Source organism: Flavobacterium sp. ASW18X, assembly GCF_005144745.1.
GTDB lineage: Bacteria > Bacteroidota > Bacteroidia > Flavobacteriales > Flavobacteriaceae > Croceivirga.
The window spans coordinates 299,051-311,205 of the sequence record NZ_SWKK01000004.1; the positions used below are offsets into that span (position 1 = coordinate 299,051).

General features: G+C 37.9%; 13 protein-coding genes. 2 read left to right on the forward strand and 11 right to left on the reverse strand.

Going from position 1 to position 12,155, the window contains the following annotated elements; all coding sequences use genetic code 11:
* Window positions 1–9 precede the first annotated feature (9 nt).
* Genes FBT53_RS04100 through FBT53_RS04150 form a run of 11 tightly spaced genes read right to left on the reverse strand, consistent with a single transcriptional unit; the run spans window position 10 to window position 9,873 of the window.
* Window positions 10–609 (reverse strand): NTP transferase domain-containing protein, encoded by a 600-nt coding sequence (locus FBT53_RS04100; RefSeq protein WP_136949892.1) that lies wholly within the window; start codon window positions 607–609, stop codon window positions 10–12.
* 4 nt (window positions 610–613) lie between these two features.
* The gene (locus FBT53_RS04105) at window positions 614–1,621 is read right to left on the reverse strand and encodes an XdhC family protein (protein ID WP_136949893.1); all 1,008 of its coding nucleotides are present in this window, start codon (window positions 1,619–1,621) and stop codon (window positions 614–616) included.
* The gene (locus FBT53_RS04110; protein ID WP_136949894.1) at window positions 1,622–2,818 is read right to left on the reverse strand and encodes a molybdopterin molybdotransferase MoeA; all 1,197 of its coding nucleotides are present in this window, start codon (window positions 2,816–2,818) and stop codon (window positions 1,622–1,624) included.
* Window positions 2,815–3,597, reverse strand: coding sequence for a sulfite exporter TauE/SafE family protein (locus FBT53_RS04115; protein WP_136949895.1), 783 nt, complete (start codon window positions 3,595–3,597; stop codon window positions 2,815–2,817). Before FBT53_RS04115 ends, FBT53_RS04110 begins: the two co-directional genes overlap by 4 nt.
* The gene (locus FBT53_RS04120) at window positions 3,578–4,648 is read right to left on the reverse strand and encodes a HesA/MoeB/ThiF family protein (protein WP_136949896.1); all 1,071 of its coding nucleotides are present in this window, start codon (window positions 4,646–4,648) and stop codon (window positions 3,578–3,580) included. The genes FBT53_RS04115 and FBT53_RS04120 overlap by 20 nt, the downstream gene beginning before the upstream one ends.
* Window positions 4,649–5,236 (reverse strand): molybdenum cofactor guanylyltransferase, encoded by a 588-nt coding sequence (locus FBT53_RS04125; protein WP_136949897.1) that lies wholly within the window; start codon window positions 5,234–5,236, stop codon window positions 4,649–4,651.
* Between the two features lie 10 nt (window positions 5,237–5,246).
* Window positions 5,247–6,230 (reverse strand): GTP 3',8-cyclase MoaA, encoded by a 984-nt coding sequence (gene moaA, locus FBT53_RS04130; protein WP_136949898.1) that lies wholly within the window; start codon window positions 6,228–6,230, stop codon window positions 5,247–5,249.
* A 9-nt stretch (window positions 6,231–6,239) separates the two neighbouring features.
* Entirely contained in the window at window positions 6,240–6,878 is a 639-nt protein-coding gene (locus FBT53_RS04135; RefSeq protein WP_136949899.1) for a transglutaminase family protein, read from the reverse strand.
* 3 nt (window positions 6,879–6,881) lie between these two features.
* A complete protein-coding gene (locus FBT53_RS04140) occupies window positions 6,882–7,136 on the reverse strand; it encodes a MoaD/ThiS family protein (protein WP_136949900.1) in 255 nt (84 codons plus the stop codon).
* 10 nt (window positions 7,137–7,146) lie between these two features.
* The gene (locus tag FBT53_RS04145; RefSeq protein ID WP_136949901.1) at window positions 7,147–9,387 is read right to left on the reverse strand and encodes a molybdopterin cofactor-binding domain-containing protein; all 2,241 of its coding nucleotides are present in this window, start codon (window positions 9,385–9,387) and stop codon (window positions 7,147–7,149) included.
* 24 nt (window positions 9,388–9,411) lie between these two features.
* Window positions 9,412–9,873 carry a (2Fe-2S)-binding protein gene (locus FBT53_RS04150; RefSeq protein WP_136949902.1) on the reverse strand — a complete coding sequence of 154 codons (462 nt, stop codon included), beginning with the start codon at window positions 9,871–9,873 and terminating at the stop codon, window positions 9,412–9,414.
* A gap of 170 nt (window positions 9,874–10,043) precedes the next feature.
* Here FBT53_RS04150 and FBT53_RS04155 point away from each other — a divergent pair, with 170 nt between their 5' ends.
* A complete protein-coding gene (locus FBT53_RS04155) occupies window positions 10,044–11,138 on the forward strand; it encodes a VWA domain-containing protein (protein ID WP_370323666.1) in 1,095 nt (364 codons plus the stop codon).
* Between the two features lie 134 nt (window positions 11,139–11,272).
* The gene (locus tag FBT53_RS04160) at window positions 11,273–12,094 is read left to right on the forward strand and encodes an OmpA family protein (RefSeq protein WP_136949904.1); all 822 of its coding nucleotides are present in this window, start codon (window positions 11,273–11,275) and stop codon (window positions 12,092–12,094) included.
* Window positions 12,095–12,155 lie beyond the last annotated feature (61 nt).

Sequence of the window (12,155 nt, forward strand, 5' to 3'; positions counted from 1 at the left end):
CCCAAATAGTTAGCGTCCAAATAAGTTATAGTAATGTTGGTACATTTCTGGGGTATCTAAGTCAATCGTGAATTTATTTTCTGGCAAATATTCCAATTGTTTTTTGTATTGCAGCAGTAGATTTTTAGCTCCCTTTTTACCATTTAAATCTCGTAAATCTTTAAAATAGGCCTTTCCAAATACAGCAGGAACACCTGGCGTGCCCTTGTAATTGCTTACTACAATAGACTTTTTGTCTTCATGTTTAGATACTAGCTGTTCTAGGTAAGTATAACTTATTAAGGGTTGGTCTACTAAAACGATTAGTATTTTTTCTATTGACCTCTTTTTAGTTAGCTCTTGTACTCCGGCAGCTATAGAAGACCCCATGCCTGTAGCCCAATCATCGTTTTCTACTACATCGTAGTGCTCTAACTGATGTAAAGAAGTTTGGATTTCACTAGCATAAGCTCCTAAAACTACTACAACAGCGTTGGTAAGTTTACCCACAACTTCCAAACAATGCGTGAGTAAATTGCCATTTTTCCAAGGCAATAGCTGTTTTATGGCACCCATACGGCTCCCTTCTCCAGCTGCTAATACTACAACACCTAAATCGGAATATTTCATTTCGCTATACGTGAATGCTACCCGCTTTATTTGCAAGGGGTTGTGCGTCTCTATTTCTAATAACACTTAAAATTTCTGCCATTACTGCAATACAGATTTCTTGTGGTGTTTCCGAACCGATATCTAGACCCGCTGGACCTTTAATGAGCTCTAGAAAGCTTGGGTTTACATCAGGAACACGCTCCAGAACATCATTAAGCAGGTTGTTGCGTCGTTTTGTAGGGCCTAATAATCCCAAATAAGCAGGATTTGTTTCTAAAAGGGCAAGCAAATAGGCCAAATCTTTAGTGTAGCTATGCGTCATTAATACTATGGCAGTATTTTGGTCTACAGCCAAACTTAGATGCGCGCCATCGGCAGCAATATAATGGGTAGCTCCTGGAAAATCACTCAGCTGCTTATCTTCTCTCGGGTCTACCACTACAGTAACTTCCCAACCCGTTAGGTTTGCGTATTGGCAAAGATTCACCGCATCATGCTCTCCACCTATTACAACCAATTGAAAGCAAGGCGGATAATTTTGCTCAAAATATTCAGAGCTTTCTAATGGTAGGCTTTTCTCCGCAAGGGAATAAGCCGTGTTAAACAGTAATATCTCAGTGCCAAAACTACTATTCTCGCCGTGAGTAGGCTCAAAATAGCTTTTCGCTATAAATTCCTTTCTATTGTTTAAAACCCTCTCAAAAGCATCTAAAAATGCTTCCGTAGGGTAAAATGGCTCTATCAATACGTACAAAATACCCTCACAACCCAATCTATATCTACCATCGTAGGTAATCACTTTAGCAGTTCCTGTTTTAAAAACGCTTTGAGCTTGTACCTCTATTTCTTTTTCTACGCAACCCCCACTCACTGCACCAACTCTTTTTCCATCGGCCTGTAACAACATACGGACCCCAGGCCTCCTGTAAGAAGACCCTTCTAAGGCTACTACGGATGCTAAAACACAAGATATGCCTTGTTGCTTTGCTTTTATGTAAGCGCTGACTATCGCTTTAAATTCGTGTGTCATCTATAAAATAGGCTTTGTAGGTATAAAAGGTACTAATTCTCCTTGGGAGTATTTGGTTTCTGGCTCTAGCTTTACAAATCCGTTAGCCTTAGTTAAACTAGTTAAGTCTCCAGAACCATTTTCAGTAATAAATTGTGCTTGTAGTTGATGTTGATTTAGGCTGATTCTTGTACGCACAAATCGGGTCAGGGGTAAATCATTTTCTATGGCTTCTGCAAGTTGTACCCAGAAAAATGTTGTAGGTATACCTAAGCTTTTATGGTACCAAGGCACAAAGTAAACATGAAAGTTAGCGAATGTGGAAGCTGGATTGCCGGGGAAAGCAAGTACGGTAGCCTTATGCTTGTTAGACGTTCCGAACCAAAAAGGTTTTCCTGGGCGTTGCTTTACCTTATGAAAAAGTTTGGTAACACCTAATGATTCTAGCGCTCCTGGTAAATAATCATATTTTCCTTTTGATACACCTCCGCTCAACAAAAGCACATCATAATTTTCTAATATTTGTGCTAAAGATTCTTTTACACTTAAAGCTTCATCTACCACGTGATATTGCGTAGCCATAATTCCCATCTGGTCTAAGGCGGCAACTATGCTATAGCTGTTACTTTTTCTAATTTGATGCGGTTGTGGCGTTTCATGTACATCTACCAATTCGTTCCCCGTAGAAATTACTGCAACTTTTGGTTTTTTGTACACTAAAACTTTGTACTTACCAACAGAAGCCAAAACTCCAATTTCGGCTGGAGTAATGATGGTTCCTTTTTGTAAAACCAAACTACCTTTAGGTTCATCACTCCCTTGTTTATGAATATTTTGCCCTTCCCGAACAGGTTTTACGATGGTTGCTATAGAATCCTTAATTTCTAGATGTTCATACATGACAATGGTATCCGTGTTTTTAGGGACCATGGCTCCTGTCATTACCTCTAAACAACCTTCTGGTTGGTTTAATTCTTGTTGTGGATTCCCAGCCGCAGCTACACCTTCTATGACAAAAGAACGTTGACCTGCTTGGTATGCTTTATAAGTGATTGCAATACCGTCTTTGGTAGCCCTATGGAAAGGTGGAAAATCTCGGTCTGCATAAACAGCTTCTGCCAACACATTTTGGTGTGCTTTGGTAATAGAAACGTGATGTGTATGTAAAGGCATGCTATGCTCCAATACCAGTTGATATGCTTCTTTAAATGAAATCATGAAAACAGATTTAAGTTAAGGCCATTGATTAAAAAGACGCGTAAACCAACAAATAGTACTAATAATGCAGTGAGTAATCGAATGGCTTTGGCGGTAAATTTACCTAAGCTAATTCGCACCCCCAATTGACCACCCAAAAAAACCGCAACTAGCAAAAGCATTATTTCTGGCCATATTACTTTTAGAGTCCCAGCGCTAATTAACCCTACTAAACCAGCGATAGAGTTTACCCAAATAAAGAAACTGGCTAAGGCTGCTATAATTATGGGTTTATCCCACTTTAGCTGATTTAAAACAGGGGCTAGAAAAATACCACCTCCTATACCTACTAAGCCTGATAGTAATCCAATACCCGCTCCCATAAAATATAAAAAAGATTTAGGATATGTTTTTGGCTCAAATTTGGCTTGTTTTTTAAGCGTTTGATAGGCTAGCGCCACAGCAGAGCTAATCAGTGCGATACCTAAAATACCAAAGAATACAACTTCTTTTAACCTAAAGCTTGCTCCCAAAAAGGCAAATGGAATACTGGTAATTATGAAAGGTAGGAATTTTTTAAGATGAAAATGACCTTTTTTGTAGTACAACCAACAACTGCTAGTGACTACTGTTAAATTGCAAAGCAAAGCGATACTTCTTATTGCAAAAAAACTAGTTACTACTAAAGTAAGTAGCGCTAAATAACTACTACCACCACCAAAGCCTACGCTAGAATAAAGTAACGCAATAAAAAAGAAACCAATACATAAGGCGATAAAATCAGGTTGTTGCCACATCATACTGCAGTAGTTTTTGCATTCCTCCTTCTACGGAAAAAATAACGCTTTTGGGGTAGTATTCTAGTGCAATAGCTGCAGCTCGCAAACTACGCTTTCCACTTTGGCAAATAAAATAGATAGGTTTGGTAAAGTCTAACTTGCCCAAGTTTGCCTTTAATTCCACTAATGGAATATGGACACTTGGTATTAAGTGTTTTAGCTCATATTCATGGCCTTCTCTTACGTCTATAATTTGAGCCGAGTTAGAAAGTACTGCAAACGCTTTAGCTGCTATTTCTGGTATGGTACTGCATTGACTTAACTCATAACTATCTTGTAGTTCGGTTATTTGTTCTGCGCGTACTACCTTATGTAAACCAATTTTCATAGTGTGTTGCGTTAGTCCATTGTAAACTAGAAGCTTACCAGCTAACACTTCTCCTATTCCAGTCATTACTTTTACCGCTTCTAAGGCCTGGAAACTTCCTATTATCCCAGGAATAATTCCCAATACACCATTCTCATCACAATTGGGCACTTCCTCAGGGTTTGGCATAGTTGGAAACAAACAACGGTAAGTAGGTCCGTTGTTGTAATTGAATACGCTTACCTGACCTTCAAATCCGTGTAAAGCACCATAGATAAAAGGCTTATTAAGAATAACACATGCATCGTTTATTAGGTATCTCGTACCAAAATTATCAGAGGCATCTAGCACCAAATCATAGGCTTTTATAATTTCTAATGCATTTGCAGTGGTTAAATACGTAGGATGAGATTGTAATTGCGTCTCTGAATTTTGTGCTTGTAATTTTTTAAGAGCGATACTTATCTTGGATTTACCAACTTCATTTTCTGCATATAAAACTTGACGCTGTAAATTATGGATGTCAATACAATCGCCTTCTACTAAACCCAAGGTACCTACCCCCATTGCATTTAAATATTGCAAAGCGGGCACACCTAAACCACCTAAACCCACCACTAAAATTTTAGCCACTTTTAACCTGGCTTGGGATTCTGGGCCAAATTCCTTTAAAGCAGTTTGTCTTATGTAGCGGTTTTGGGGCATTTATCCCAATTTTTGTTTAGCAAACTGATATTCTTCTAAAGTATTGGCATTGTAAAGCCACTCGTCCTGTTCTGGATATATTAGTTTGGTATCCGCATTAATTAAGAATTTACGAGGGCAAGAGCTTTGCGCCTTGTCCATATAGGCTTTAGCATCTATAAGTCCTTGTGGCTCCCAAATAGCAATTAGTGGTTCTGGCAATTTACTTTCTTGGGTTGCCATAGCAGTTGCAGTTTTAGTTCTATCTCTTTCCTGTACCAATTGCGCTAAAACTGCATGGTTTAATAAAGGTAAATCGCACGCAAGCACCAACCATGCCACATTGGGATGTTTTTTATGAGCACTTAAAATGCCATTTAAAGGACCTTTATACTCATTTAAATCAATTATAATTCTCTCTTTTGGAATCCTTTCATCTTGATTAGGTCTAACACTATAATAAACTGCATCACAGTATGCAGATAATAATTGATAAAGGTATTCCCGTTGAGGAACGTCATGATACTGCAATAAGCCTTTATCCTTACCCATCCGGGTACTTTTACCACCAGAAAGTACCAATCCGTATATTTTTGTCGCCTGATTCATATATAAAATTTTAACCACCAATAGAAGTCATAGAACTATCAAAAACTGCTTGATGTTCTTGCTGTGCTTCGAATCCTGTTTTGGCACGGTTGCTTACCGTTTGTTGTAGTAATTTCTTTACCACTTCATCATCACTAGATTGCCTCAACAAATCTCGCAGATTAGCTTTAGGCTTGCCGTACAAACAAGTTATGATGTCTCCTGTAGCGGTAATACGTAGTCGGTTACAGCTACCACAAAAGGTTCTGCTGAAAGATGGTATGATGCCAAAAGTACTTTGGTGACCTTTAATTTGATAGTTGATAGATGTAGATGTAACTGGCGAAACTAATTTCTTAATATCAGGATATCGTTCCTTTATGTGCTCAAAAATGGCTTTATAGTTCCATTTTATATGCTCAAATTGTTTACTTCCTCCATTAAATGGCATTTCTTCTAAAAAACGAACACTTACAGGATAGTGGCGCATAACCTCTAAAATAGACAGGATATCTTGTTCGTTTTGACCCTCCAATACAATAAAATTGATACGTACATTAAAGCCTTCTGTAATTAAACGTATTAGGTTTTCATGAACCGTATCATAATGGGGTCTCCTGGTAATGCGTTCAAAAGTTGCTTTGTCTATAGCATCCAAACTTACATTGATATTTTTGATACCTAATGCTTTTAATTCATCAATATGTGGACCAATTAAAGTGGCATTTGTTGTGATAGAAATGTCATTAAGCCCATCTAATGCACTCATGTAACGCATTAATTCCATCACATCTTTCCGCACAAAGGGCTCTCCCCCAGTTATTCTAATTTTATCAATGCCCTGCGCCACACTTAAGGAAGCAACACGTTTTAATTCGGCTATAGACAATAATTGGTCATTTTTTACAAAATTGATACCCTCACTAGGCATGCAATAATTGCATCTAAGATTGCATCGGTCTGTAACCGCCAATCTTAAATAATTAAGAACTCTATTATGATTGTCTATCAACATACATCAAATTTAAAACTTGTAATCCACATTACCGTTCTTAGGGTCAAAAACTCCTGGGTAATGCTCTAGCAGGTTCTTCATCATAAAATCTACAGGAACATCTTCAAAACTGCCATAATCTTCTAGATATTCCATGAACTGTTGGCCGTCCGTATTATATTCTTGGAACATAGAATCAGTCTTACCATCAAATTCTAAAGGAGCCACTTTACATAAAATACATAACTCTTTATTAAAGGCTGGTGTTGCCTTAATCCACCACCCGTCTAAATATACCTCTACCATCCCGTGTGGGGTTAAAATATTAGTGCCAAAGCGGTTTGTAAGCCTTTCTACAGCAATGTGGTTGGTTACTTTGGCCAACCTAATACGTGCAGGTATGTTTAAACCACGTAGTGCTGCGGTAAGTAAAATAGCTTTATCTACACAGTGCCCTTCTTTTTGTTTAGCGAGATAGCTGGCTTTGAATTTATCTTTATTTAAGGTGATATTATAAGCATTATAGCGATAACCATCCCTTATTTTAGTGTAAACACCGATGGCTTTTTCTTTTAGCGATAATGAATCAGACTTAAATTCAGCTATCAGCCCTTGTATTTCGGGCGAATTGTAATCCAAAAAAGTTGTTGCTGCAGTATATTGCTCCATAGGCTATCCTCCACTTACGGGTGGTATTAATGCAATTTCGTCATAAGAATTAATACTTTCCTCATCTTTTGCGTAATTATTATTTACTGCAATTGCCAGAGAAGATAAATTTTTCATAGCTGGGTATCTTTTAAACAAAAATTCCTTTAGCTCTTTTACGGTCTTTGGGATGGGTTTACCCATGATGTTAGTGGTAGGTATAGAAAGAGAAGGGCTACCAACAATATCTTTGGTAACCCCGAATAATAATATGGTCATAAGTTATGCTTTATCCTAAAATTTCTTGTTTTTGGGGTTTTAATAATTCTGGAAATTTTGTGAATGGTTGTTGGTAAAGTCTGTTGCCTGTTGCTGCTTTAATAGCATTGGCTACAGCCGCACCTGCAGGTGGTAAAGTTGGTTCTCCTAAGCCAGTAGGAGCAAAATCATTTTCTATAAAATACGTCTCCACTTTAGGAGCTTCTTTCATTCGTATTAAGCGGTATCGGTCAAAGTTTTTAGCACTTGGCATCCCCTCTGTAAAGGTAAAGTCTCCGTACATGGCATGGCCAACCCCATCTACAACACCACCTTCTATTTGGTTTAGAGCTCCTAACGGGTTAACCACAATACCACAATCCACAACAACGGTTACTTTTTTAACCACAGGATTGCCATTTTCCAAGACTACATCTGCCACCTCCGCAACATGTGTATTATGGCAATAGTAATTTACAAAGCCTTGATAGGTATCTTTGGGTTGTTTACCCCATCCAGATTTTTCTACAGCCGTCTCAATTACTTTGGCCATACGGTCTGGGTTGTATTCTATGCGCTCATCAGCGTCTGCATCTACCTTTTTAAGTAAATCTAAACGCATTTGTATTTTATCTACATTGATGGTCTCTGCCAATTCATCAAAGAAACTTTGTTCTGCAAACGCCAAAAAATTGGTATATGGCGCACGCCATGCTCCCGTGGTAATATTACTTTTTAAAGCGGCAACATCTACCTTATAATTCGCTACAGCGCCTGCGGGAAAAAAATTGGGTATCAAACCGTACATATTAGCGTTAACCGCAGCTTCTTTTAAATGATAAGCAACTAGTTCACCATCCTTAATCCCGGCTTTTATACGGTATTTGGTAGCCATCCGGTAGATGCCGTCATTCATGTCGTCCTCTCTAGAATAGACGATTTTTACTGGTTTTCTAATGCTATTGGCTATCTCTGCAGCTTCTAGCACAAAATCACCATAAAGCCTTCTACCAAAACCACCACCCATACGGGTCATTTCCAATTCAATTTCTTCTGGTTTTCTGTCTAGCATAGTCGCTACAGTACCCGCTTTCCATTGCGGGGTTTGTATAGGACCTACCAAATGTACTTTCTCATCTGTAACATGAGCAAAAAAGTTCATGGGCTCTAAACAATTATGAGGTAAAAAAGGAGATTCGTACGTGCGTTCCAAAATTTGGTCCGCAGTTGCAAAGGCCTCTTCTACATCACCATCCTCTCTCATCGTAGTAAAATCTTTACCATCTAAAAGGGCTGTTAATTTTTCATTATGTAACGCAGTGCTTTCTAGTTCAGACGTGTTTTGCCATTCTGCCTCTATTGCCTTCTTGGCCTTCATTGCTTGCCAAGTACTTTTTGCAATGACTACAACTTTATCTGTCTTAGCTAAAATAGCCTCAATGTTAGGCATAGCGTCTATCAATTTACGGGCGCCTTTACCAATAGTGATTACATCTAAAACGCCATCCATTTTTTTGGCTGCTTCCGCGTCAAAAAAAGAAAGACTTTGACCAAAAGCAGGTGGGCGTACCACAGCAGCATAAACCATACCTTCTGCTTTATAATCAATACCAAACAGTGGTTTACCAGTCGTAATCTTATCAATATCTACATTTTGTGCGTCCGTACCAATTATGGTAAAATCTTTTGGGTCTTTTAGCGTAACATTTTCTGGTACTTCTAATTTTGCGGCCTCATTTACAACCTCCCCGTAGCCTAGAGTCTCATTCGTTTTTGTGTTGGTAATAACTCCTGCTTTAACAGTACAATCCTCTGGTGCTACACCCCATTGCGTTGCGGCAGCATTCACCAACATCTGTCTAGCTGTTGCGCCAGTTTGCCGTAAAGGCTCCCAACCCTGTCTAATAGATTGGCTCCCACCAGCTACCTGTCTGGTGAAATTTTTAGTATCTAATTTGGCTTGTTGAACATAGACATTTTCCCATGCCACATCCAATTCTTCTGCAATAAGCATAGGCATAGCAGTTTTAACGCCTTGCCCTATTTCTGGATTGGGAGAAAAAATAGTTACCGTACCATCTTCTGCAATCTTTATATAGGCATTAAAATCCTGATAATTCAATTGCGATAAATCTTTAGGAGGTATAAAGGTTTGTTCTGTTTTAGCTTTGCAAGCCTGAAAAAGGTTAAATCCTATAAGCATACCTCCACCAGCAAGGCCAGAGGTTCTCATAAAGGACCTTCTACTAAACGTATTTTTTGATGTCTTCATTTGTTTTGATGCTTATATTAAGGATTATCCCATATGCTTTGCTGCCTCTTCTACAGCTCTGTAAATTCTGTTATAACTACCGCATCTACAAATATTTCCATGCATAGCATTTTTAATATCTTCTTCTGTAGGGTTGGCATTTTTTTCTAAAAATGCCGCTGCTGTCATCATCTGTCCTGCTTGGCAATAACCGCATTGTGGTACGTCTATTTTTTTCCAGGCTTGCTGCACTGGATGTTCTCCATGCTCGGACAGCCCTTCTATAGTAGTAATATTTTTACCATCAATTTGTTCTAAAGTAAGGCTGCAACTACGCATTGGGGTGCCATCCACGTGTATGGTACATGCACCACATTGACCAATACCACAACCAAATTTGGTTCCTACTAAATCTAGGTGGTCTCTTAAAACCCATAGTACTGGAGTGTCTGCGGTAACCTCTACAGTTTGTGAAGCTCCATTGACATTTATTTGATAACTAGGCATAATTTAGTCGTATTTTTCTCAAAGGTAAGTTATCAATTTATGATGAAGTACTACTATTTTTAACCCATACCTTCTTTATTTTAACTTTTATTTAGGCATATCAATTAGAAGGATACAAAAATTTCTGCACGATTATTGCGTTGTACATTTGGAACCTAAAAATTATGAAAATGATAAACTACACAAAGAGTGTGTTGTGCCTATTGGTACTGTCTTTAATTTTCTCCTGTGGAAATGCTGATGATGATGTCAACTTTCAATTAAATGAAGGTAATGGAGAGCTAGGTAAAGGTAAAGAACCAGACGATTGTTTAAATTTTGGCGAAAGCGATTTAATTCTCTCCATACAAGATGAATACACTACCCTGCCAGGGAAAGTTTCAATTCTATTTAAAGTTAGCGATAGCGATGGCAACCCAGTAGCAGGCCTAACAGCAAATAAATTCACTATTTACGAACAAGGTAGAAATGATGATTGTTTTAATACGATCTCTTCTAGTGAGTCTTTTGCTCGTATTTCTCCCAATAGTCAGGTATTCAGCAATAACACCTTACTAGTATTAGACCTAAGTAACTCGGTTTTACAAGGTAGTTTGGCAGAGTTAAAGAATGCAGCTACTAGCTTTGTAAATAATGTAATGCCAGCAACACAATCAGAATCTTTTAAAATGGCAATTTATTGGTTTGATGGAGAAGATGAATTACATTTATTAAACGATTTAACCTCTTCTGCTACAGAATTAACAGCAGCAATAGATGGCATTACAGAAGATATTAGCAATGACCCTTCAACAGATTTGTACGGAGCAGTACTTAAAACAACTAAGAAAGCGGAAGAATTGGTAAAATCGACTTCTTCTGACGATAATATTAGCGCTGCATCTGTGGTTTTATTTACCGATGGAACAGACCAAGCTTCTAGATATAAAGAGGCAGACGCCATCAAAGCTGTAGAAGATGCTAACAGAAATATTTCATTCTTTACCATTGGTTTAGGTGCAGAAATAGATACTCAAGTTTTAGAAAATATTGGTAAGACCTCTAGTGTAGTTGCGGCCAATGCTGCCGAATTAGAAACTACGTTTAACCAAATCTCGGCAAGAGTATCAGAACAAGCAAATAGCTTTTATTTGTTTGAGTACTGCACCCCAAAAAGAGATGGTAGTGGTGAGAGCAACTTGGTAATCCGTGTAATAAATGGTACCAAACAGGGGGCAGTGCAAACCAAGTTTAGTGCTAATGGCTTTACCGGTGGTTGCGAATAATTTAAAAGTTTAACATACTGAAATTCAGTTTCAAAAGTCCGTCTGTCTAAGACGGACTTTTTTTATATGATCCAAAAACGAATTTGGTGCGTACATATAAAGTGAAAGATTTATGAACACTTAAAATTTTCAAAATGAAAAAAGTATTATTTACCGGTCTTGTGGCAACTGTTGTGCTTACAGGCTGTGTTTCTAAAAAGAAGTATGTAGCCTTAGAAGAAAATTTAGCACAAACACAAAGTCAACTGACCAAGACTCAGGTAGAAAAAGAGGAATTAGCCTCTAAACTTTCCAAAATAGAAGCTCGTGTAGCTGAGTATAATGCTAAAATCAATTCTTTAAAAGAAGTTAATGATAGTCAGTTCCAAATTAAAGGAAACACTGTAATGAGTAACACCAATAAGGCTAAAATGGAAGCTACTTTGGCTAAAGTAGACCCTGCTAAATTGGCTGAAGCTAAGACTATGGAAGATTCTGTAAATTTAGCTATCTCTTACAACTTAAAGAACTCTATCTCTGATAATAGTGATGACATTGATGTGTTTGTTGACAAAACTGTTGTTATGATTAATATTTCTGACAACCTTTTGTTTAGAACAGGTAGCTACCGTATTAATGATAAAGCTAATACAGTATTGGGCAAACTTGCAGAAGTAATTAACTCTGAGCCTAGTATGGAAGTGATGGTAGAAGGACATACAGATTCTAGATCTATCAATACAGCAGTGGTAGAAGACAACTGGGATTTAAGTGTTAAGCGCGCTACTTCTGTAGTACGTACGCTACAAGAAAAATACAATGTGGATCCAACGCAATTGATTGCTGCTGGTAGAAGCGAATACCAACCATTGGTAGAAAATACAGATAAAGACAGCATGGCTAAAAACAGAAGAACACGTATTGTAATTATTCCAGATTTGGATAAATTCTTTGCACTTTTAGATTCTGAAAGCTAAAATTCTTAATTTTTGATTGAGATTGAAGGGAGGATATAAGCCTCCCTTTTTTTATGCCTTC